We start from the raw sequence: 22,475 nt of genomic DNA, 5'->3' as shown, positions 1-22,475 counted from the left end.
GAGCGGGAGTGTGAAGTTCTTGGTGATTCCCGATACCTGGTTTCTTAAATCCAGGTAAATTCGGAATAAATGATTGATAGCCTGGTACGATGTCGCCTATAAACAGGTCAGGATTTTGCTGTGCTCGATCGATTCAACGATCGCAACCGCTAGCATCTAATTGTTGAGTTTATATCAATTAACAGAGGGTTGAGGAAGTTAATAATGAAAGCGATGATTCTGGCGGCCGGTAAAGGCACTCGCGTCCGTCCCATTACTCAGACAATACCCAAACCGATGATTCCCATCCTGCAAAAGCCAGTGATGGAGTTTTTGGTCGAATTGCTCCGCCAGCACGGATTTGACGAAATTATGGTCAATGTTTCCCACCTGGCAGACGTGATTGAAAACTACTTCCGCGACGGTCAAAAGTTTGGGGTACAAATTGCCTATTCTTTTGAAGGGCGAATTGAGGACGGAGAAATGATTGGAGAGGCTCTCGGTTCGGCTGGTGGCATGAAACGAATTCAAGACTTCTCGCCGTTTTTTGACGATACTTTTGTGGTGCTGTGCGGCGACGCTTTGATTGACTTGGACTTGACTGCTGCTGTGAAGTGGCACCGCGAAAAAGGAGCGATCGCTACTATTGTTATGAAATCGGTTCCCCGCGAGGAGGTTCCCAGTTACGGAGTGGTGGTAACAGACGAGTCTGGCAAAATAAAAGCTTTCCAAGAAAAACCTTCTGTAGAGGAAGCTCTGAGTACCGACATTAACACTGGTATTTATATTTTTGAACCGGAAATATTCGATTACATCCCCTCGGGTGAGGAATACGATATCGGTTCGCAGTTATTCCCCGCGCTAGTAGCAGAAGGCGCCCCTTTTTACGGGATTAGCATGGACTTTGAGTGGGTGGATATCGGCAAAGTTCCTGACTATTGGCGGGCAATTCAGAGCGTGCTCCTGGGACAAGTTAAAAATGTTTCGATTCCCGGAATTGAAGTACGCCCCGGCATTTACGCTGGTTTGAATGTAGCTGTTAACTGGGATAAGGTTGATATTACTGGGCCTGTTTACATTGGCGGGATGACGATCATTGAGGATGGAGCAACAATTATCGGCCCGACAATGATCGGCCCAAATTGTTGGCTTTGCAGTGGCGCCACTGTGGAAAACAGCGTGATTTTTGAGTATTCCCGTTTGGGCCCGGAGGTGCGGTTGGTTGACAAACTGGTGTTCGGGCGCTACTGCGTTGATAAAACCGGGGCTGCGATCGATTTGCAAGCGGCGGCTCTCGATTGGCTGATTACTGACGCTCGCCAAGTTTTACCGACTCAAGACGGAGAGGAGCGGCGGGCGATCGCAGAAATTCTCCGTCCTGAATAATTGCTAATTGCTCAAGGTAAGGTGCGCTAGGCGCACCCTACTTTTACATTGATGATCTCAGCTTTTAATTCTGGTAATGTGCTTAAGTTGCACCCTACATTTTAAGACTGAAGATAAGTATATTGGCTGAGACTCCGCTCGTAATTTTGCAGCAAAAGTTGGGCCTCGGAAAGAGTAATTTTATTTTGCTGCAAAGCTGCTTCTGTCTGACGGCGGATGCTTTCCACCAAATTTTCTGAATCGTACTGTACGTAGCTGAGGACTTCTTTCATAGTGTCTCCTTTCACAACGTGTTCGATATGATAGCCAGAAGGTGTTAGCTGAATGTGAACTGCATTAGCATCGCCGAATAAGTTGTGAAGGTTGCCCATAATTTCTTGATAAGCACCTCCCAAAAAGAGCGCCAAATAGTAAGGTTCTCCAGGTTTGAGACTATGCAGTTCCAAAACCGACTTCACATCTCGCAAATCAATAAATTGGTCGATTTTGCCGTCGCTGTCGCAGGTGATATCGGCTAAAATACCGCGCTGAGTTGGTTCTTCTTCGAGTCGGTTAATTGGCATAATAGGGAACAATTGGTTAATTGCCCAACTGTCTGGTACTGACTGGAAAACAGATAAGTTGATGTAATAAATGGACGCCATCACCTTTTCTAGGTCTTCCAAATCCTCCGATACATATTGTTTTTGCCGCGCGATCGCCTGTATTTTATCGCAGCAAGCCCAGTACAACTGTTCGGTTTTCGCCCGTTCCGCCATTCCCAAATAGCCTAAGTTAAATAAACTGACTGCTTCTTCCTTGAATTGGATAGCATCGTGATAAACTTCTTGGTAATTTTCGGGACTGATAGATTGGTAAATTTCGTAGAGATTGCGCGGAATTTGGTGCGCGTTTTCATCTACTGGTTCTGGTACTTCTCTGGGGACATCGCTAGTACCGAGTACGTCAAAAACTAACACTGATTGGTGAGAAGCGATCGCCCGCCCGCTTTCGCTAATGATAATTGGAACGGGGATTTTGCGCTCGTCGCAGGCATCTTTCACTCCCGCTACTACGTCGTTAGCGTAGTTTTGCATATTGTAGTTTTTGGAAGCGTGGAAGTTTGTTTTAGACCCGTCGTAGTCAACGCCGAGTCCACCGCCTACGTCCAAGTAGTTCATATTAGCTCCCAATTTAGCTAATTCTACATAAATGTGGCTGGCTTCTCGAATGGCGTCTTTGATGACACTAATTGAGGAAATTTGAGAGCCGATGTGGAAGTGCAATAACTGCAAACAATCGAGCATTCCAGCTTTTTCTAGTTCGCCGACTGCACGGATAATTTCAGGAATTGTCAAGCCAAATTTTGCCCGATCGCCCGTGGAACCTCCCCAGCGGCCAACCCCTTTTGTAGTGAGTTTTGCTCGCACTCCCAAAATCGGTTTAATTCCTAATGCTTTGCTCGCGACAATTGCGAGTTCTACTTCCTCTATTTGCTCCAGTACAATTACGGAAGTTTGCCCTAGCCGCTGCGCCAAAATAGCAGTTTCGATGTATTCGCGGTCTTTGTAACCATTACAAATTAACAAAGCGCCTGGGTTTTTTAAGGTCGCCAAAGCTATCATTAATTCCGGTTTGGAGCCGGCTTCGAGCCCGAAGTGATGGGGTTGACCGAAACGCACCAAATCTTCAATTAATTGTCGGTGCTGGTTGCATTTAACTGGAAAGACACCGCGATAGACATTTTTGTAATTGTACCGAGCGATCGCTCTGGCAAAACACGAATTTAAGCGCTCGATCCGGTCTTCCAAAATATCAGAAAATCGAATCAGCAGGGGCAAAGCCAAATTTCGCTGTTTCAGGGATTCTACCAGTTCGCACAAGTCGAGGGAACCGCCGCGATCGCCCTTGGGAGAAACTGTAACGTGACCGGCTGCATTGATCGAAAAATACGGTTCGCCCCAACCTTGAATGCGGTAGAGTTTCTCACTATCTTCTATTGTCCAAGATTTTTGTGGCAGTTGAGCCGCCGTTACCAAAGCACTGTCTGGTGCCGCCAAACTCGTGACTGTTGGCGAGTGAGTCGATAGGGGATCGAGATCGGAGAAAGCAGCGGTGGCTGGGGAACTCATAAAAATACTCGGTAAGTGGGAAACTCACTGGCTTGAGCCAAGAGAGGAAAACGGCGCGGCGATTTCAATCGCCTTGAATCCCCTTGCGGGGTTGGAGAGGTATGATTGCCTCTCCAATACGGGGTATGGTTGCCCCGTCTCCCTTTCGGGGTAATGTTCGCTTCGCCAAGGTTATAAAGGCTTGTCACGCTTACAGCACTGTCTCAGTGACTTTAAGACTGTTTAACTGTAAACAACAGAGCGGAAAACTAGCGTCGCATTCTCCGGTGTTATGACCTGAATAACGTAGTCAGCTAAGACTTAGGCTGGTCAGCACAGCTTGCTTGATCTCTCTTACAAGCTCAGTGGCTTTAGCCCTGAGTTACTGACCTTATCGGAAACCTCTTTTAGGAGTGGTCAAATAGATAGTTTATCGCATATATCGGGTTTCCTGATCCAGTTGAAAAATCACTTTGGCTACACGGGCCGGCGATTTTAGATTTTAGATTTTAGATTTTAGATTTTAGATTTTAGATTTTAGATTTTAGAATTGACTCTACAGATGGATGAAGGTGGGGGATTGAACAAAAATCTCAACCGTAATAGCTCTGCTGGACTCCTTTCTTCAACCAAGTATCCCTATGCAGGTGAACTCGGAAACCGGGTTTGCGAGTTCACCTGCACCAAGAGAGTTGTCGGACGATCGCTCGCCCGACACACACTAACCAAAAATCACCTCCGGCGGCGCCATGTCAGCCCCCACAATGATTCTCCCGTGACTATTAGACTTCTTCAAGCCCGGTTGAGGTGCTTTTTCTGGGGTCTTCTGAGCCGGTGCAACTGAGGCTGGCGGTGTCACCTGCGGTTGAGGTACTGCCTGTGCTCCTGGCACCACGGGTTGCTGCGACAGCCAACCCAAACCCCCTACAGCCCCAGCCATCAAAGCGGTGTAGCCGATGTACAAATGCACCGGACGCATTTGAAAGCCTTCGCTTGAGTCGGAATCGGAAACAGACACATACATACTGGGAATTGGACTCGGAGCGGGTTTGGGCAAAGCATTTGCCATAGCGCTGCCGTCTAGTCCCAAGGCGTCGCCAAGTCTGCGGATAAAACCTCTAACGTAAATATCTTGGGGCAGTTTGTCGATTTCCCCATTTTCGATCGATTCGATGTGGTGCAGCGGCACGAGAGTTTGACTGTGGAGTTGCTGCAGGGATAGGGAGCGAACTTGCCGTCCCTTACGCAATTCTCTACCCAACTCCCGCAGGCACTCTTCTCGCTCTTGAACTGCTTTTGCTGCTTCTTCTTCCTTGGTGAGTTTTTTCGGCTTCTTGGGAAAACCGAACCCTGGGAAGGATTTTCCGGGGACGGTGACAGTTGCAGGTGGAGCAGACTCGACTTTAATTTCGTCTTGGGGCGCTTGTTTGCTGTCTTCAGAAGTGTTAGTGTCTCGATCGGAATTTTCTGTGTCGGACTCGGTTTGGGGCGGCGCTTCCACACTAGCGCTGCGCCAATAGAAAACAGGAGCAGCTACTGGTGGCTCCAATTCTTGAATTTCTGTCACGGTATCAAAGGCGGGACTTAAAGCAGGAAAACTCTGTTCGGCTACTTGCGGTTCAATTTTGTTTTGTTTGGGAAATCGGTCAAATGCGAGCTTGACGGCTTCTCTGCTAACTGCTCTAATTAAAATTTCGGCAGCGGAGGCTGCTTCGCCCAACATTGTTTGCAGGCTTGCTAGAGCTTGGCTATAGGTGTCGCTACAGAGGAGTTCAGTTTCTATTTGACCTAGGACAGAACGAAAACTTTCTTGAGAAATTTCAATAGTTGGGTGATCTGTCACCCCAAAATAAGCCTCGGGTTTCAGTGCCATGATATTCATGTTGTCTTAGTAGAAGGTATCTGAGTACGTTCTTCGACAGGTTGGCAGTGATTCCGGATGTGGGTTGGGGGAGAGTGGGAGAGTGGGGCATCGGGCATCGGGCATTGGGCATCGGGCATCGGGCATCGGGCATCGGGCATCGGGCATCGGGCATCGGGCATCGGTTGCCCCTCACCAATAACTATTGTTTGTGGATGCGATCGAGCAAAAAAAGAGCCCCGAAAATCCCGACAAAATGGGCAACAGTGGCGTGAGTATTGGCGAGTACCACAAATATATCTAGCGGCTGAATAAATCGGCCCAAATCAACTGCGGCACCGAACAAGGCTTGCGGCTGAGCTAGAGATTTGGCTAAAAGCGTGCCGCTGATGGCTTCTGCGCCGATCAGCGTCAGCACCATTCCGGATAAGTTGCTCCAAAGTGCCAGCCGCACTTCTTTGATGGTGTCTGCTTTTTTGGGACGGACAGCGTTAGCGGGCGATCGCAGTTGTCTCGACAAGCGGGTGAAGCGGAAAGAGCGATATACGCTGTAAGCGAGTACGGCCAGCCCGCAAATGGCAAAAAATACGCCGCCGCCCGTGCCGGCACTGGTTGAACCCGCAGCGGCGGTAGCCCTGGGGATGGCGAAGGGGATGGCAAAGAGCAAAATGATCGCCGCTACCACCCCTAGCACTACCTGTACCCAGAAGCAAACCCAGCCTGTTGTACGAAGGGCAAAGGCTACTCGCTGTACCGCGACAGGAAGCTTATCGTTATCTAACTGATTAGTCATATTTTGAGCGGGTATAATTAATTGGCATTAGTTGGCAGCAGTTTTTTCTCTTCGGGGACGGTTGACGGCGGTTAACCCTCTTTATAATAGAAGTAGCAATGTTTAAGATTTGTAACTAACATTGGATTTCACATTTGAATAGCGTCGATCGCCAGGTACCCAAAGCAATGACACAACTACAACCCACCGTCACTCCCAAACTGGAACAGCCAAAGTTTGGCTTCAACAGCTACGCGGAACGTCTTAACGGTCGAGCCGCGATGATCGGTTTTTCTTTAACTTTAATTATCGAGTATGTCACAGGCCAGGGCTTGCTGTCCTGGTTAGGTCTCAACTAATTTTAGCAACGGCGCGGTCAGCGTTACACTTTGCCTTGACTCTTCCGGCAGCGGGTGTGACTTCTGCTGACCGCGACACATTCGGGAATTGATTAAAATATTAATTAGAAACAAGCCCAGCGACTTTTCTGCCGAGAGAGATCTGTTCCCGAATGCAATAGCTGGCTTTTGGAGGTGTATATGGGGTGGAATTTTGATTTGACAAGCTTGGCAATTTTGCCTCGCTCCCGTACAATTCCCCACAGGCGAGAAGATTAATTTAGGTGAAGCTAGTCTTTGAGCTAGAAATCCCGATCGTTCCGCCAACTCTAAGTTTTAGAGATTGTAAATAAATATAGAACAGAGTAAAACCAAATGAATGCTTCGTGGACGCGACTTTTGAGGTCAGCTTACCGTAGAGAACCAATTACCAGCTTTGTTGTGACAGTCGGCGTTGTCGATGCAGCCATCGGCAGCATCGGTGCGAGTGGCTCTTTATTGGCTTTTGGGCTTGGCACCGCTGGGGTGGCGATGGCTCTCCGCTGGTGGCAATTTTACCGCTCTGGAGCCGAACAACCCGCACCTGCTCCCGAATACTATCTTCCTCCTCAGTCTTCTAGACCTCAGTTGCCCGTGCTTAATGTGTCTAAAAAAAATCCTCCTTATTAAGATTACGGGGCAATGGTGACTGGGCGATGTGCCGATCGACTCCCTGGATCTGAGGCACTAAAAGATAGGGCAAGAAAGTCTTTCGATCTTGGATGCTTGGTTTATGAATATTTCTGTTGCCGAGAAACTGTACAAAATTGGCTCTGTAGCTGCCTGTAGTGGTTTGTCGGTGAAAACTGTTCGTTACTATGAGGAGATGGGCTTGCTGTCTCCTGCGGTAAAGCGATCGCCCGCTGGTTATCGCTTGTTTGGCGAAACGGTATTTAACAGGTTGGCGTTTATTAAACGATCTCAGACTCTGGGTTTGAGCCTTCAGGAGATTAAGGATATTTTACAAGTTCGCGATCGGGGGGAGTTGCCTTGCTCTGAAGCGAAGCAGCATCTCACGGCTAAGGTAGAGGAAATTTCCGTGCAAATTGCAGCCTTAGAAACTTTGAAGAGGGAGTTGCAAGGCATTCTCAACTGCTGGCAAGAGCAACCTTCGCAGGCGAGCATTACTCGCACGATTTGTCCGAACATTCAGCGGGATTGAGCAGCAGAAAGATACAAAAAAAGGGAAGGAATTATCGGTTTCCTTCCCTTGATGGTTTTGTTGGTGGTTTTGTCGATCGTGTTGAGCTTTTAACTGTTTTCGCAGAGTTTGCTGTTGCTTTTTGAGTTGCCGAGCTCTGGCTGAGCCGCCTTTACCTTTGGAGTTTCTACCCTCGCTGCGGGGAGACTCCCAACTTTTTAGTCTCATGTTTTTCATTGTTTGCACTACTTCTATAGTACACCGCCAGATTTTCACTGTCAAGTATTTTTGAGAGCGATATTTCCTAGTATGAACTCTTGACTGATGGGGATTTGCTACAGACATAGCGATGCTGCGCCCATTGCCTGCGGCTGGTTACGCCTACAGGCTTTTTGACAATTTGGGATGTAAGGGCGATCGCATGATTTAATCATACTTGTATGCTCAGTAATTAATTAATGAGTGGAATTAATCGCCAAATCACCCTTGACAGCAGGCACATTGCTAAACACTTGCCAGACACGCCACAAATGAGAAGACTGCTTAATAAAGGACGTGCTGCTCATATTTTTAACGATGAGGCTACTATGAATCAGGTAGCTCAAGCCATAATAGAAGATGGAGAATTTACAGGTACGATTCGGGGCTACGATCGTTATGGTATGTTTTTTGCTGAATCAATTGGTTATAGAGTTGACCCGGATGGTAGCCGTCTTTTACTTTACTACGGAGAGATAAAAGTTGATGCAGAAAACCGATACCACGTTACGCCTCGAAGCCGATTTAGTGAAGAATAACTGGGAATTTACAGAGGTATGGATCGATCCAAATCTTTCACCGCCTTATCTGCTTTTGTTACTAAGTGACGCTGAGGGAAATTGTCGGATATACGATCCGGCTGAGGGTTATAAAGTTGTGTTTTCTAGTCAGAGTTATGATGAGGCGCAGTATTGGCTTTTAGAGGATGAGTATGAACCCGTAGAAGGGCGGCTGAGTGTGTCGGAGTTAGTTTGAATAATTCATGTAGGGGCGATCGCGCTTTTTGACAATTTGGGATGTAAGGGCGATCGCTCTTCTTCTAAAATGGGGATAGTAAGGCTTACTTACTTTCTTCCAGTAAACTTTCAAGCATTGGAGTTAGAATTTTCACGACGGGATTATTTGTAAGTTCCATTAGTGCTGCTACTCCACCAGCTTTCAAAGCTTTAAGCACCTTTCCCTTCACATCAGGTTTTTTTTCAATTTCTTCGATAGCTTTCGCTGCAACTGCTGATTTCTCGGCAACAGTTTTTGTTGGGTATGTCTCAGATAACTGATCTAAAAGCTCCTGAACTTCTTTTGCTGCTTCGGCTAGAGTTTGCTTTTGTTCGGGTGAGTAATTATTAATAGTCCCACCTATTTGCTCAGCCTCTACTTTTTCACTGTAGCCAACACCTATTGAGGCGTGACTTGAATCAATATTTACTTTGCGTTCTGTCATAATCTCTCCTTACCTAGTATTAACTATTATCTATTATCTATTTTGCCACCTATTTGTCCAGATTGCAGTTGCTCAGCATAGCCAACACCTATTGTGGCATGATTTTGGTTAATATTAATTACCTTGATATCTTCTATGTCACTCTCCATAAATTGGCATAGTTGTGAAATTACATCTCTGACGCCTGATTTATCGGTAGTGACAAATATTACATTGTCTCCAGAATTTACGTATAATTCAAGCCCTATTCGTTTTGGCTGCAAAAGGTTGTCAATAACTCCAGCACATCCTAATAAAAGGATTAGTATTCCAAATCCTTGTGTCGTTTTGTCGCTTTGGTAAACTAAACCGGTGCCTAAAATAAGGAATATCAAGATAACTAGAGGATGTACTTTATAAGGCGTTTTTACATTTGCAAATCCAAATCCAGTAACGTTACGAAATTGATAAACATAAGAGCCAAATTTAACTACTTTTTTAGTGACGACTATAGCTTCTGGTTTGTCTATTACAATAACTTTATCATTTTGCCGCTGTATGTTGTTTCCCATACTTGTACTCATACCTTTTCTCCTACCTAGTTTATTTAATGGTGTTATTATCTTGCAAGTCCGATATACTGACTCAACTTAATATTTTTCAAATTTGACCTGCGTAGCGCACCACTATAGTTTGAGTAAAAGTAATGATTTGGTAACGGTTTAGTTATTATCATTTTGCCCGATTTTATAAATTTTGTCTAGTAAAACAAAGTAGGATTTAGCTGGTATTTATTAATTTTTATTACCGTGAATCAGTAGCAAATAGTATAATTTAGTTGCTAAAGTATCAAACGGTAGGATAGAGTAGGATAGCAATCAGCCAAACTAAACCCCCCCACTCCACCTATGGAAGTTCAGGAAGTCTTAAAAATCGCTGACGAAATCGTATTCGCTAAGACAGGAAAACACCTCGATCATCTACAGGAAGCTATATTGCGTGGCACTTGGCAACGCCAGAAATACCCAGAAATTGCCAAAAATTGCTACCGTAGCGAAGCTCATGTTAAGAAGATGGCATCAAAATTATGGAAAGTTTTATCAGAAACATTAGGCGAAGATATCAATCAATCCAACTTTCGATACACAATGGAAAGACTGCAATTATCCATAGTTGAATCAAACTTTGGAAACTATTATGCACAAATTGATAATTTCAGTGTTTGTGAGAACAAGTCGCATCCCTCAGAAATCTCAAATACAGAAAAACCTAATCAGGCAATTTATAACCAAACTAAATCAAAAGTTCGTCAAGATTTAGCTGACGCACCAGAACCCAACCTATTCTATAACCGCACATCCGAACTCACCACCCTCGAAAACTGGATTTTAGGCCGCACCCGCCTCATCACCATCTTAGGCTTATCCGGTATTGGCAAAACCGCCCTTACTCTCCAACTAATCTCACAAATTCAACACGAATTCGACTACATCATCTGGCGAAGTCTCCGCAACTCTCCACCGCTGGCATCACTCCAAACCGACTTAATTAAATTCTGTAGGGGCGATGCCCCCGTGCCCGCCCCCTCCCTGCCCGCCCCCTATCCAGAAGAAAGGGCAACCACGGGGGGATTGCCCCTACTAGAATATTTACGATCGCACCGCTGTCTGATCATCCTCGATGATATCCAAACCATTTTCAGCAGCGGACAACTCGCAGGAAATTACCAACCTGGATATGAAAATTACGGCGCATTCTTCAAACAAATAACAGAATCATCCCACAACAGTTGCTTAATCCTCCTGAGTTGGGAAAAACCCAGAGAAATAGCCGCCTTAGAAGGCGAAAACCGCCCCTGCAAATCTCTGCCACTCAACGGCTTAGGCCCCGAAGCACAAGAAATATTCAGAGAAAAATGTTTAGCAGAACCGGAGAAATGGTCAGAACTGATCGACCTTTACCGAGGCAATCCCTTATGGTTAAATATAGTTGCCACATTGATTCAAGACTTATTCGGCGGTAGCGTTTCCGAATTCCTCTCCTATGATACCCTATTCTTGGGAGACTTAGAATCACTCCTGCACCAGCATTTCGCTCGCCTAACCGCATCCGAACAACAGGCGATCGCATGGCTAGCCAATACCCCCGAACCAGCCGACATCTCAAAAATACCAGAAAACCTGCAACTATCACCGCCAGAACTCTTGAAAGTCATGCAATCTTTAGGACGACGGTCATTAGTTGAAACAGTAAAACAAAATGGGCGATCGCACTTTACGATCGCGCCAGTAATCAGAGAGTATATAACCAACAAAAAATGAAAATCGCAACCTGGAACGTCAACTCAATCCGCACCCGCATAGAACACGTTACTAGCTGGTTGCAAACAAACTCCCCAGACGTTCTATGCCTCCAAGAAACCAAAGTTACAGACAAAGACTTCCCCCTAGAACCCTTCATCAACCTCGGCTACAACTGCTACATTTCTGGTCAAAAATCCTACAACGGCGTAGCCATTCTCAGCCGATCGCCCCTAACGCAAATCAGCACCGGATTTACCCCCCTTCTCGGCGACGAAACCACAGGTATTTTTGACGAACAAAAACGCCTAATAGCGGGGATTATAGACGATATTTGCATTATTTGCGTATACGTTCCCAACGGTTCCGAAGTTGGCAGCGAGAAATATGAGTACAAGCTAAAGTGGCTCAAACTGCTGCAAGAATACCTCAAAATAGCACTAGATAAATCCCCCAACTTGTGCATTTGCGGGGACTTCAACATCGTCCCGGACGATCGAGATATCCACAATCCCAAAGCCAATGCTAACTCCGTCGGCTTGTCTGTCGCCGAGCGCCTCGCACTAACAGAAATAATAGAATTAGGATTAAACGACCCCTTTCGCAAATTCACCACAGAAGGAGGTCATTATAGCTGGTGGGACTACCGGGCCGCCGCATTTCCCCGCAACAACGGCTGGAGAATCGACCACCATTATCTCAGCCCTCCCCTGTACGAACAAGCAAAAAACTGTACAATAGACATTGCTCCCAGAAAATTAATCAAACCCAGCGACCACGCCCCCGTAATTGTCGAAATTTGATTTATGAGTTATAAATAAAACTAAGGCAAAAGAAACCCGGTTTCTACCATAAATCTTAGGTTTAGCAACGATAAATTTAAGAAACCAGGTTTCTCGATCCTATGCGTAAGTCCCGATCCAGTTAATAACAACCAACAACTAAAAATCATGTTCTTAGTAACCGGAGCAACAGGCGCACTAGGCCGCCGAATTGTACGAGAAATCAGACAGCAAGAAAAGCCTGTCCGCGCATTCGTTCGCCTCGCATCTCGCTACTCTGAACTAGAAAACCGAGGCGCCGAGATTTTTATCGGCGACTTAAAACAAGACAAAGATATTAAAAAAGCCTGCCAAGGAGTGCAATACATCATCAGCAGCCACGGCACCGGCGGCGACGTTCAAGCAGTACACTACCGCGCTAACATAGAATTAATCGACTGCGCCAAAGAAGCCGGAGTGCTGCACTTTGTCTTTATTTCGGTACTGGGAGTCGATCGAGGATACGAAGATTCCGCAGTATTCAAAGCCAAGCGAGAAGTAGAAAAATACCTGCAAAACAGCGGATTGAATTATACAATCTTGCGGCCTGCCGGTTTTGCTTCCAGCTTGTTACCGCTAGCAGAAAGATTTCGAGAAACCGGACTTTACCTGCTGATTGGCGATGGCAAAAACCGCACATCTGTTGTCAGTACCGACGACTTAGCAAAGATTGCCGCAGACTCGCCAACAGTCGAAGGCGCCCGCAACCAAATTCTGCGAGTCGGTGGCCCGGATGTGCTGACAAGAGACGACATTCCCCGGATTTTTGGACGGATATTCAATCGCGAACCGATGGTAATCAACCCGCCGCTGGTTGTGTTTGACGGTTTGAGAAATGCCTTGGGTTTATTGAATCCTCAAGCTCAAAAAGACTTAGGAACTTTGCGGGTATTGCTGGGTAACGAGTATTTCTGCACTCCCGAAGAAGTGCAAAACTTGGAATCAACCTACGGCATGAGAATGGAATCCTTAGAAAGCTTTTTGCGACGCAATTTGAGCGTCTAAAGTGCTGCTAGTAATTCTCGTTACCAGGCTCTGCCTGGTAATGAATATCGGGAGGCTCTGCCTCCAAATTCTTGTCTCATTTTAATGGAGGCCAAGCATCCCGATATGCGTCTCCCGGCTCTGCATGGAAACGAACAAAATGTAGCGCCAAATCGCAACTGGAAAGCATTTAAGCAGAAATAGGTAGTGGTTCAGCACCAATATAGCTGGTAACTGCGATCGGCGGAGAAGTCGGCTTAGCAATCAAATAACCTTGAACAAAAGTTGCTCCCCGTTCCCGCACCCACTCAAACTCCTCCAAAGTTTCCACACCTTCAGCAACAGTTTTAATTTCTAATTGAGCAGCAATTTCTAACATCTTTTCCGTAATGAGTGCCTTATAATAATCTTGATGGACGTTGCGAATCAATTGCATATCCAACTTAATAAAATCGGGACGCAGTTGGTGCATCAAATTTAAATTAGAAGAACCGCTGCCAAAATCGTCCAGGGCAATTAAAAATCCCGCCTCTCGGTAAAACCTCAGAATATTAATCAAGTGATCGATATCAGGAGGGTGCTGAGATTCCGCTACTTCAAAAACAATATTGCTGTGAGGAATTCCCGCTTCATCAATAGCCTGTACTGTTCTTCGCAGGCACGTAGCGGGATCGTAAACTGAAGTCGGAGAAAAATTAATAAAAAGTAGTTCTTTGATATCGTAAACATGGGCTTCGCGGATAGCGCGAGTCCGGGCTAAAACATCTAGTTGAAAAATTAGGCCTGCTGATTCTGCTTGGGCAAAAATCCGACCCGGATAAATTAAGTTTCCTTGCTCGTCAATTCCTCGGAGCAGCGCTTCGTGGGCAAAAATTTTAGAAGTATCTGAGGTATAAACAATTGGCTGAAAATGTGTAGTAATGCGTTCTTCGGACAATAAATCTAACAGCCAATCCGAGTTACTCAAATTAATAAAAGAGTCTAAGGAAGTGCTGCGATAAAAATCGCTAAGTTTTGGCTGTTCAACTTCGTGCATCCACAAAACTTTGGTCTCTTTCAACTCTTGATTTGTCAGCGCAGATGATGCTAGGGCGTTAAACTTTTCTTTGGCTATTCCCTCAAGCATAATGTACAAACACTTGCTCTCTTCTAACAGCCGAAATTCAAGTTCAGCCTTGGTTAGTGCAGAAATAACCTTGGTCAGCGTGTGCGATACTGGAAACCACAGGTATAGACCTCCCCTGCCCTCTATTTTGGCGGGTAATGTTTCGCAGCGAGAGCAGGAGCCGAAGGCTTTGCCACTTATTTGCATTGGAATATCCTCCGGTTTTGGGTTAATTTAAGAGACTCTAAGAATTAACTTTTATTATAAGCTCATTCACCTATTAATTCATCTATCTCAAGATGTAAATCGTGATGAACTTGTATTTAAGAATTCTTGCAGTATTTATACTTGCCTCCGGTTTTAAACCTTGGTCAAAGTTCTCAGCATTGAGCAAGTACGTGTGATTAAAGACAGTCCCAAATCCTCACAGAGGGAGAAGGCAAAGACTTGTTGGCTACTCTCTACTGCTGCTGTGATTCTTTACGCCTTATTCTCTAATTCCCTTTGCCAACACAGTCGCTACAGTTAATTTTTTAGCAAAGGCGAATTAACACGCCCATGAAGCGCAGCTATCCCGTAGGGAATCGCCCGCTCCATTAATTTATCCCAACCACAAATATACACAGCCGGACGATCGCCCAAAACACACTCACTTGTTGGGGCATATCCAATTTAATTTTATAATCGGGATGACAGGATTTGAACCTGCGACCCCCTCGTCCCGAACGAGGTGCGCTACCAAGCTGCGCTACATCCCGAAATTAGTCACTATATTTTAAGGCTATCACATTCAAGTTAAAATTTAGCAACCTCGTATATAATGATTTGTAAAATACTACTCAGGCGGAGACAGACGTGACAGTTAAGCCCCAGTGGTTGCGAGTTAAAGCCCCCCAGTGGGAGCGCGTCGGCAACGTCAAAGAAATTTTGCGGGATTTATCCCTGAATACGGTTTGCGAGGAGGCGTCGTGTCCGAACATCGGCGAATGCTTCAACGCAGGTACTGCGACATTTTTGATTATGGGCCCGGCTTGTACCCGCGCCTGTCCTTACTGCGACATCGATTTTGAGAAAAAGCCCCAACCTTTAGATCCCACGGAACCCCAAAGATTGGCGCAAGCGGTGCAGCGGCTCAAACTCAACCACGTCGTGATTACCTCTGTTAACCGGGACGATTTGCCGGATGGGGGCGCGTCTCAGTTTGTCGAGTGCATTCAAGCAGTGCGATCGGCGATGCCCGATACAACTATAGAAGTTTTGATTCCCGACTTGTGCGGCAACTGGCAGGCTTTAGAAATCATTCTCGCAGCCCGGCCAGAGGTACTCAACCACAATACCGAAACCGTAAAGCGACTTTACCGCAAGGTGCGGCCGCAAGGAAAGTACGATCGCAGCTTGGAACTATTGCAGCGAAGCCGCGAACTCGCACCTGGGGTTTACACCAAATCCGGCATCATGGTGGGACTGGGAGAAACAGACACCGAAATTCGAGAGGCGATGCAGGACTTACGGGCTGTCGGGTGCGATATTTTAACAGTTGGACAGTACCTGCAACCGACTCAAAAGCACTTGAACGTAGAAAACTTTGTGCCTCCAGAACAGTTTGATGCTTGGAGAAAGTTTGGCGAATCTTTGGGATTCTTGCAAGTTGTCGCTTCTCCCTTAACTCGCAGTTCCTATCACGCCGAACAGGTGAGGGAACTAATGAAACTTTACCCACGCTAGCAATTTTAATTTGAGTTGACTCGCGCCCGATCGCACCATTCTCACTAAAACTAGATCAACCCGGTAACAGCGAGGAAAAACCTGCGCTTGATATGCAGGCCTTGGGCAAAAAACCCGGTTTCAGATGCTGGTGTTAGGGGCGTGATGTTAAGCCCGAAGCAGCACGCAACAGCACAACAATTATCGGTCGATCGCCGCCTCAAAGTCGCGACTTAGGCAAAAGAGATCCCGAAACCGGGTTTCTTCCTCAAACTTCTAGGTTTTAATCCAGAAATTTGAGGAATAAACCCGGTTTTTGCGTCAGTCAATAACTCGGTACTGCGGACTATAGCAACTCTGAAGCTCATATGCTGTAATGGATTAAAGTTCTGCGCTCACAACAGCGTATTTAATCAAGAGCGCCGAGTTATATAAAGTTTTATTAAAAAAATGGCTAATTTTCCGAAGTGATCGGGAACCAGGTTATTGGTGATGAAGATTAACTTAACTTCTGACTAACGTCACTTGTTTCTAGCCAGTCACTATCTATACTAGCTACATAAACAAAGAAGTACAACACACTTTTCGGGGCTTCAACCTGTTACATCAGAAAGTTCTTAGCGTTTTCCAGAATCTTGGTAAAACAAGTGGGGCAGCAAAAGTTCGATCGAACAACAGCAGAAAAGTCAGAAAAGTTAGTAAAGAAACACAAAGCGGTGATGCTTCGTCTTAACCAAATGGGCATCTTAATTATAAATAACCGCTAAGCGTAGCATCTTTTCACCCGGAGCAACTGAGAAAATCACTATGCCAGCCACCTCTTTTTACGCTGAAGCTGAATTCGACGAACAACTGCAAGTCAATCCCTTGCAAGGTGATGTGTTGGATGAAGATGCTGAAGAAGCTGGAGACGAACTGCTCGACCAAGACCCAGCAGAGACAGAAGATGCAGACCCAGCAGCAAAATTGCAAAAAAATGCCAGCCGCCGCACTACAGATTTAGTGCGCCTGTACCTCCAAGAAATAGGTCGGGTTCGTCTCTTGGGTAGAGACGAAGAAGTCTCGGAAGCTCAAAAAGTTCAGCGCTATATCAAATTGCTGGAATTACGCAACACCGTCGCCTCCCAGGAAGAAGGGCTAATTGGGCGCTTCGTGCATTTAATTGAAGTGCGCGATCGGTTAGCAGCACAGTTGGGACATAAGCCTTCCCTGGAACGCTGGGCATTAACCGCCGGCGTCGGTGACGTGCCAGAACTCAAGCGAATTATGTCCGAAGGCAAGCGCCACTGGGCAGAGTTAGCAGAGATGACAGTCGAGGCGATCGAAAGAATTCAAGCTGAAGGCATCGAAGCGAAAGACCACATGATTAAGGCGAACCTGCGCCTAGTGGTTTCGGTGGCGAAAAAATATCAAAATCGCGGTTTAGAATTGCTCGACTTAATACAAGAAGGTACTCTCGGACTGGAGCGAGCTGTAGAAAAGTTTGACCCGACGCGGGGCTATCGGTTTAGCACCTATGCCTACTGGTGGATTCGGCAGGGAATTACGCGGGCTATCGCCACTCAAAGCCGCACCATTCGCCTCCCCGTCCACATCACCGAAAAACTTAACAAAATCAAAAAAGCCCAGCGCAAAATTTCTCAAGAAAAAGGTCGGACAGCTACGATCGAAGATATCGCTGTCGAGTTGGACATGACGGCGCCCCAAGTCCGAGAAGTTTTGCTGCGAGTCCCCCGTTCTGTTTCTTTGGAAACTAAAGTGGGCAACGAAAAAGATACAGAGTTGGGCGACTTGCTCGAAACCGACAGCATCTCCCCAGAAGAAATGCTGATGCGAGAAGCTCTGCACCGCGACTTGCAGCAACTGCTGGCAGATTTGACCAGCCGCGAGCGAGATGTAATTCTGATGCGCTTTGGTTTGGGCGACGGACACCCCTATTCGCTGGCAGAAATCGGTCGCGCGCTCGACTTGTCCCGCGAACGAGTCCGCCAAATTGAAGCCAAAGCTTTGCAAAAACTCCGCCAACCCAAGCGTCGCAACCGCGTCCGCGACTATCTGGAGTCTCTAACTTAAATTGAGCCGGTCAGTCAGCGCGATTATTAATCAGGGAGCAAGGCATTCCGCACTTGTGCAGAAGGCATGAGGCATTCGGCAGAAGTAACTATATTTACTTCTAAACCGCTTCTCTGTCCTCTGCAGCAAGTCAATCGATTTTAGATTTTAGATTTTAGATTTTAGATTAAAGGATTGAAGCATTGACCCCACGCATAAATTCGGGGGGCAAGTTTCATCGGATACAGGTTTTTTATTTCTGGACGGATGAATCCGGGGGCTTGTATCCTGGATGCTTTCAGTCATAAAGCTGGTTAAAATTCAAAAAATATCAAAAACCAAATTTTTTCCTCAATCTTTTTTCAATAAGCTGCGATATTTGCAAAATATCTCGATCGTTGTGTATTATTGTCAATAGGCAGACTTTCTTGAGAGGGTCACTATGGCACTTTACACCGCGTCTTCATTCAAATCCGAACTCAATGACAAAGGCTGGCGGATGACTCCCCAACGGGAAACCATCTTGCACGTGTTTCAGAACCTCCCCAAAGGCAATCACCTGAGTGCCGAGGATTTGTACACTTTGTTAAAAAATCGCGGCGAAAACATTAGCTTGTCCACCATTTACCGAACTTTAAAGTTAATGGCAAGGATGAGCCTCCTCCGCGAACTCGAACTAGCAGAAGGTCACAAACACTATGAAATAAATCAACCTTACCCCCACCACCACCATCACCTAGTCTGCGTTCAGTGCAACAGAACGATCGAATTTAACAACGACTCGATTCTGAAAATTGGCATGAAGCAAGCTGAAAAGTCTGGGTTGCACCTGCTAGACTGCCAGCTAACGATTCATACGGTTTGCCACGAAGCTTTGCGGATGGGATGGCCGTCTTTGGTTTCCAGCAATTGGTCTTGTCCGAGGTCGATCGCCCACAACGGCAGCAGCGCCCCGGATTCAGTCGAGTGATAGTACACTATTTTCGCATTTCAAGTACGGCTTGTTACAAGTTTTAACAAAAATCGGTAGCCCAAGTGCGATCGCAGTTACGGGGAAACCGGGTTTCTTAAGAAAAATACATCATTTCAGGAATGAGTCGGAAACGAGAAACCCGATTTCTTTGATGTAGCGTCCGCAAGGCTGGGACTAAAAAGTTTGGCTCAACAAATCGTCGCTGCTGACCCCGTAACTGCGCTGAGCTCGATCGAGGGCGTCTCTCGTCGGAGTATCAAAAACTCCGCTGATCGAGCCTGTGTAAAAGCCGAGGTCTTGCAGCCGCCTTTGTAATTGCTGAATGCTCGATCGAGAGTTCAAACTACTGCTAATTGGAACAGCAGGAACAGCAGGAACAGCAGGAACAGCTAACCGCCCAGCTAATCCGTTTTGGAGATCCGCCAAAGTTGCCGGAGTGGCAATACCCGTCGCCGGTGACAAATTGCGTTCCTGCTGAAACGACAGCAGTGCAAACTCGGTCTCGGCTCCAAATACTCCGTTCACCGGGCCGGGGTTTTTGCCGAGACTTCTGAGCGAAGACTGAAGTTGTCGGACAGCAGGCCCAGTATCGCCCCGTCGCAGACCAGTGGCGATTTGCGGCACAGGCGCTGCTGCCTGCCTGTTGCCTTGCCGCAAAGCCGATCGAGTGCTGCGATCGACCCTTCCAGTCCCGAACAGCCCGCTATCTCTCTGAAAGCGGATCAAAGCTGCTTGAGTTGGTCGATCGAACCAACCGTGAATCTGGCTCCTGTAATAACCCAATTCTTGCAGCCGCCGCTGCACAAATTCTACTTGTCGGCCTCTGTCGCCCAACTCCAGAAAATCTCCGGAATTAGTCTGTTGGTCATTTTCCTCAGTCAATGAGGTAATTTGAGCTGCCCTCATCTGGGCATCGATAGCAGTCAAAGTAGCAGTGTCAGCGCAGCCGTCAGAAACCAGATTGTAATCTTGCTGAAAACGAGTCACAGCGTAGAGAGTGCGTTCCCGAAACTTGCCGTCAACGCCGCCTTCAAAATAGCCCAAAGCTTTTAATTGCCGCTGGATCAAGTCTACCGTCGCCCCTGTGTCCCCGAACCGCAGCCCTTTGCAACCGCCATTTCCCGAAATATTCCCTGGAAGCGTAACGGGGGGAACAGGCCGGGTGGAACCAAACAGCAAAGCTAAAGTTTGCCTATCGGCAACTCCCGTCACCCGCAGTCGATTAATTCGCTGGAAGTATCTAACGGCATTTTGAGTAACTTCGCGAAAACTCCCTGTGGGACGCGCGCTGAAGTAGCCTAGCTGCTGCAACCTGCGCTGGAGAGCAGAAACACCTGCACCTGCGTCTCCAAAACGCAGCTCCCGATAATTTGTATAAATAGTATTAAAAGGTCGATCGTCCCTGGCAAAACTGTTGAGTGCTATCACAGTAGCTCGATCGGGCCTACCAGTCAGCGACAGTTGATAGTCTCGCTGAAAGTTAGTCAGCGCTTGTTTAGTAACCGGGCCGAGTTGACCAGTCGAAGATCTGGGAAAATAGCCGAGTTCCCGCAACCTGTCTTGAACAGAGCGCAAATTTGGATATCCCGGATCTATTTGAGCAAAAGCCGAACCGGCTGCACTCAAAACCGACAGCATCAAAGCCAGAGACAGCAAACGGACGTAAGTCTGACTCGATAGGTTTTGCCACTTGAGCTCATCAAAAATTTTCGACTCTGCGGGTGCTTCGCAAACAAGAGCAAGTTCGAGGTAAGCAAGAGATTCCATAATTTTTTAGTGTGAAATTGTGGGTGGGTTGTGTGAGCAAGCTGCCAAAAATGATTTTTGGCACGCTTGGCTTGGATTCTACCAACGCTAAGTTCTACATGAAAAGCGCGAAGCACCCGTTTTTTTTTTTAAATACCGTCAAAAATAATTACAGGTAATAACCAAGATAGCATCGCTGCTTCTAGAGACGCGAGACTCAGCAAAAAAGTTTGCAGGTATAGTCTTAGCCTTTAAGGTCAAAGGAGAATAAGTTGTGGGGTAGTGCTGGCTAATATTTTATCTGGCTGCCGCTGAAATTACCACAAGACTTGCGAGCAGGCGGTCATCACCTTAATTTGTGGTCTGGTAAAGAGCCTGAAATCGCAGGTTTTTTGTTAAGAAACGCGGCTTCTTCATGTGGCGATTGCGTCTAGGAAAGTACCGCTGATTAACCAAAAAACTAGCCACTAAAAATCCCCACTTTTGCTAGTTGCAAATAGGGCGGGGATTTCTTGATAAGTTGACTTTGTATTAAAAAATCGACCATCGCTTAAATTAAGCCGAACCGATCGCAAATTACAGCTACTGCCGCTGCAAAAACAGTAATTGCGATGGCTACCAGCGGGTTTTGCCCTCTGCTCACCGCAAAAGAGGTAACGACCCCAGCTCCCAAAGCCGCAGTAACAGCAGCAGTCGCCAAATCTCGATCGGGACGTTTGTCGTACATATTTTTTATTGTTGGTAGCTGTTAAGCTGAAAACTTACATCTTGTAATCCAAGCTACCACTCTTGCCTCTGCGCCAGTGACAACAGCCTGGGTTTTGCAACTAACCTTAAAATTTTGCTAAGTTTCTTAACATACTCTCCTGAATAACATAAGTTAGGATTATGTATTTTCGAGTTTTTCTGTTGAGTTTTAGCTGTTGAAACCTTTTGTCTGCTGGGCTTTTATGTCAAATTCAGGATTTTGCAGGGGCGATCGCACCCGCAGTGTCAGCGCCTCAAACTGCTATCGCAAATATCGTAAATAAATTTAACTTGACTTTTATTTATAAATATGTATCTCGCTATTTGGAACCAGAGACAGGGAAAAACCCGGGGTTGGTAAACAACCTGCACACTACGATTGCTTCGCTGCCCTCACAATCAGAGGAGTATATTTTTTGTCTAAGTCCTATTCGCCCTCAACTCTTTCAGTATTGCCACCTTTGACCCAACCTTCGCGATTGCCATCCTCAATCCGAATTCGCTGCCACTCTTTGTCGGGCGACTCTTCCAAAACTACGACTTTTTCCTTGTAACCAACACCGCCAATGCGGTTCGAGTCTCGGCTACCAGTATCCCGGAGAATTAAGCCGATCGGCTGAGTCACCACAGCTCGGTAAGCTCCCGGTTCCAGGGGTTTCGGAGACGGGGCATCGCTAGATGTAGAAACTGGGCTAGCCTGGGCTGTTGACTTGGGCCCAGCGCCGGCAACCTGAACTGCTGTTTTGTCGTTGGGAAAAACAGGTTTTTCGGGCACAGTAGTTAGCTTAGCGGCAAAGTAAAGTGCAGCAGCCACGCTAGCACCTGCCATCAGGACGATCGCGAGCAGAAAACCCACTAAAAATTTGAAAACGCTATATACACTGTTCATAAAACCGCAAATGAAGGAAGAAGGAAGAAGGAAGAAGGAAGAAGGAAGAAGGAAGAAGGAAGAAGGAAGAAGGAAGAAGGAAGAAGGAA

At 46.5% G+C, this 22,475-nt stretch carries 20 protein-coding genes, 1 tRNA gene and 1 pseudogene; 12 read left to right on the top strand and 10 right to left on the bottom strand.

The genetic code is table 11. The features are described 5' to 3' along the window. The first annotated feature begins 204 nt into the window (after positions 1 to 204). Positions 205 to 1,365, top strand: a complete 1,161-nt coding sequence (locus tag QUB14_RS18790) for an NDP-sugar synthase (protein WP_333218582.1) — start codon at positions 205 to 207, stop codon at positions 1,363 to 1,365. A gap of 101 nt (positions 1,366 to 1,466) precedes the next feature. Here QUB14_RS18790 and speA read toward each other — a convergent pair whose 3' ends face one another. The 3 genes from speA to QUB14_RS18775 form a co-directional block, all read right to left on the bottom strand. Further along, a complete protein-coding gene (speA, locus tag QUB14_RS18785) occupies positions 1,467 to 3,476 on the bottom strand; it encodes a biosynthetic arginine decarboxylase (RefSeq protein ID WP_333218583.1) in 2,010 nt (669 codons plus the stop codon). A gap of 700 nt (positions 3,477 to 4,176) precedes the next feature. Beyond that, complete coding sequence (locus tag QUB14_RS18780; protein WP_333218584.1) at positions 4,177 to 5,328, bottom strand: helix-turn-helix domain-containing protein; 1,152 nt, start codon at positions 5,326 to 5,328, stop codon at positions 4,177 to 4,179. A 190-nt stretch (positions 5,329 to 5,518) separates the two neighbouring features. Beyond that, positions 5,519 to 6,109, bottom strand: a complete 591-nt coding sequence (locus tag QUB14_RS18775) for a DUF3611 family protein (RefSeq protein WP_333218585.1) — start codon at positions 6,107 to 6,109, stop codon at positions 5,519 to 5,521. Between the two features lie 167 nt (positions 6,110 to 6,276). Between QUB14_RS18775 and QUB14_RS18770 the strand changes: the two genes are divergently transcribed. The 5 genes from QUB14_RS18770 to QUB14_RS18750 all read left to right on the top strand — a co-directional run bounded on the left by QUB14_RS18770 (position 6,277) and on the right by QUB14_RS18750 (position 8,620). Next, positions 6,277 to 6,447: a hypothetical protein gene (locus QUB14_RS18770; protein ID WP_172186391.1), complete on the top strand. Its 171-nt coding sequence runs from the start codon at positions 6,277 to 6,279 to the stop codon at positions 6,445 to 6,447. A gap of 354 nt (positions 6,448 to 6,801) precedes the next feature. After that, entirely contained in the window at positions 6,802 to 7,095 is a 294-nt protein-coding gene (locus QUB14_RS18765) for a hypothetical protein (protein ID WP_333120947.1), read from the top strand. Positions 7,096 to 7,198: 103 nt separating this feature from the next. Then, positions 7,199 to 7,627 carry a heavy metal-responsive transcriptional regulator gene (locus QUB14_RS18760; RefSeq protein WP_006632299.1) on the top strand — a complete coding sequence of 143 codons (429 nt, stop codon included), beginning with the start codon at positions 7,199 to 7,201 and terminating at the stop codon, positions 7,625 to 7,627. Positions 7,628 to 8,064: 437 nt separating this feature from the next. After that, complete coding sequence (locus tag QUB14_RS18755; RefSeq protein WP_333218586.1) at positions 8,065 to 8,403, top strand: DUF6972 family protein; 339 nt, start codon at positions 8,065 to 8,067, stop codon at positions 8,401 to 8,403. Continuing rightward, positions 8,393 to 8,620: a hypothetical protein gene (locus QUB14_RS18750; RefSeq protein ID WP_445250970.1), complete on the top strand. Its 228-nt coding sequence runs from the start codon at positions 8,393 to 8,395 to the stop codon at positions 8,618 to 8,620. The genes QUB14_RS18755 and QUB14_RS18750 overlap by 11 nt, the downstream gene beginning before the upstream one ends. A gap of 85 nt (positions 8,621 to 8,705) precedes the next feature. Here the strand turns inward: QUB14_RS18750 and QUB14_RS18745 are convergent, their stop codons facing one another. Further along, positions 8,706 to 9,086 (bottom strand): hypothetical protein, encoded by a 381-nt coding sequence (locus tag QUB14_RS18745; RefSeq protein ID WP_333218587.1) that lies wholly within the window; start codon positions 9,084 to 9,086, stop codon positions 8,706 to 8,708. A 26-nt stretch (positions 9,087 to 9,112) separates the two neighbouring features. Further along, on the bottom strand, positions 9,113 to 9,649 hold the full coding sequence (locus tag QUB14_RS18740; protein WP_333218588.1) for a DUF6232 family protein: 537 nt from the start codon (positions 9,647 to 9,649) through the stop codon (positions 9,113 to 9,115). Positions 9,650 to 9,973: 324 nt separating this feature from the next. Here QUB14_RS18740 and QUB14_RS18735 point away from each other — a divergent pair, with 324 nt between their 5' ends. From QUB14_RS18735 to QUB14_RS18725, 3 genes are all read left to right on the top strand, one after another. Beyond that, on the top strand, positions 9,974 to 11,386 hold the full coding sequence (locus tag QUB14_RS18735; protein WP_333218589.1) for an NB-ARC domain-containing protein: 1,413 nt from the start codon (positions 9,974 to 9,976) through the stop codon (positions 11,384 to 11,386). Continuing rightward, entirely contained in the window at positions 11,383 to 12,168 is a 786-nt protein-coding gene (gene xth, locus QUB14_RS18730; RefSeq protein WP_333218590.1) for an exodeoxyribonuclease III, read from the top strand. Before QUB14_RS18735 ends, xth begins: the two co-directional genes overlap by 4 nt. A 147-nt stretch (positions 12,169 to 12,315) precedes the next feature. Next, a complete protein-coding gene (locus QUB14_RS18725) occupies positions 12,316 to 13,191 on the top strand; it encodes an SDR family oxidoreductase (RefSeq protein WP_333218591.1) in 876 nt (291 codons plus the stop codon). 169 nt (positions 13,192 to 13,360) lie between these two features. Here QUB14_RS18725 and QUB14_RS18720 read toward each other — a convergent pair whose 3' ends face one another. Both QUB14_RS18720 and QUB14_RS18715 read right to left on the bottom strand, forming a co-directional pair. Further along, positions 13,361 to 14,482 (bottom strand): EAL domain-containing protein, encoded by a 1,122-nt coding sequence (locus tag QUB14_RS18720; protein WP_333218592.1) that lies wholly within the window; start codon positions 14,480 to 14,482, stop codon positions 13,361 to 13,363. 477 nt (positions 14,483 to 14,959) lie between these two features. After that, a tRNA-Pro gene (locus tag QUB14_RS18715) sits at positions 14,960 to 15,033 on the bottom strand. Positions 15,034 to 15,124: 91 nt separating this feature from the next. Between QUB14_RS18715 and lipA the strand changes: the two are divergent. The 3 genes and pseudogenes from lipA to QUB14_RS18700 all read left to right on the top strand — a co-directional run. Continuing rightward, positions 15,125 to 16,000: pseudogene (lipA, locus tag QUB14_RS18710) on the top strand (lipoyl synthase); the annotation flags it as partial. Between the two features lie 786 nt (positions 16,001 to 16,786). Further along, the gene (gene sigC / locus QUB14_RS18705; protein ID WP_333218593.1) at positions 16,787 to 18,052 is read left to right on the top strand and encodes an RNA polymerase sigma factor SigC; all 1,266 of its coding nucleotides are present in this window, start codon (positions 16,787 to 16,789) and stop codon (positions 18,050 to 18,052) included. Positions 18,053 to 18,473: 421 nt separating this feature from the next. Beyond that, entirely contained in the window at positions 18,474 to 19,001 is a 528-nt protein-coding gene (locus QUB14_RS18700) for a transcriptional repressor (RefSeq protein WP_333218594.1), read from the top strand. A gap of 177 nt (positions 19,002 to 19,178) precedes the next feature. Here the strand turns inward: QUB14_RS18700 and QUB14_RS18695 are convergent, their stop codons facing one another. The 3 genes from QUB14_RS18695 to QUB14_RS18685 form a co-directional block, all read right to left on the bottom strand. Beyond that, positions 19,179 to 20,771, bottom strand: coding sequence for a peptidoglycan-binding protein (locus QUB14_RS18695; RefSeq protein ID WP_333218595.1), 1,593 nt, complete (start codon positions 20,769 to 20,771; stop codon positions 19,179 to 19,181). Between the two features lie 529 nt (positions 20,772 to 21,300). Next, a complete protein-coding gene (locus tag QUB14_RS18690) occupies positions 21,301 to 21,477 on the bottom strand; it encodes a hypothetical protein (RefSeq protein ID WP_333218596.1) in 177 nt (58 codons plus the stop codon). A 447-nt stretch (positions 21,478 to 21,924) separates the two neighbouring features. Next, positions 21,925 to 22,386 carry an SH3 domain-containing protein gene (locus QUB14_RS18685; protein WP_190656764.1) on the bottom strand — a complete coding sequence of 154 codons (462 nt, stop codon included), beginning with the start codon at positions 22,384 to 22,386 and terminating at the stop codon, positions 21,925 to 21,927. Positions 22,387 to 22,475: the final 89 nt, after the last annotated feature.

The organism is Microcoleus sp. B3-D2 (genome assembly GCF_036705345.1).
GTDB lineage: Bacteria > Cyanobacteriota > Cyanobacteriia > Cyanobacteriales > Microcoleaceae > Microcoleus.
This window is presented reverse-complemented; position numbering and strand designations above follow the sequence as displayed.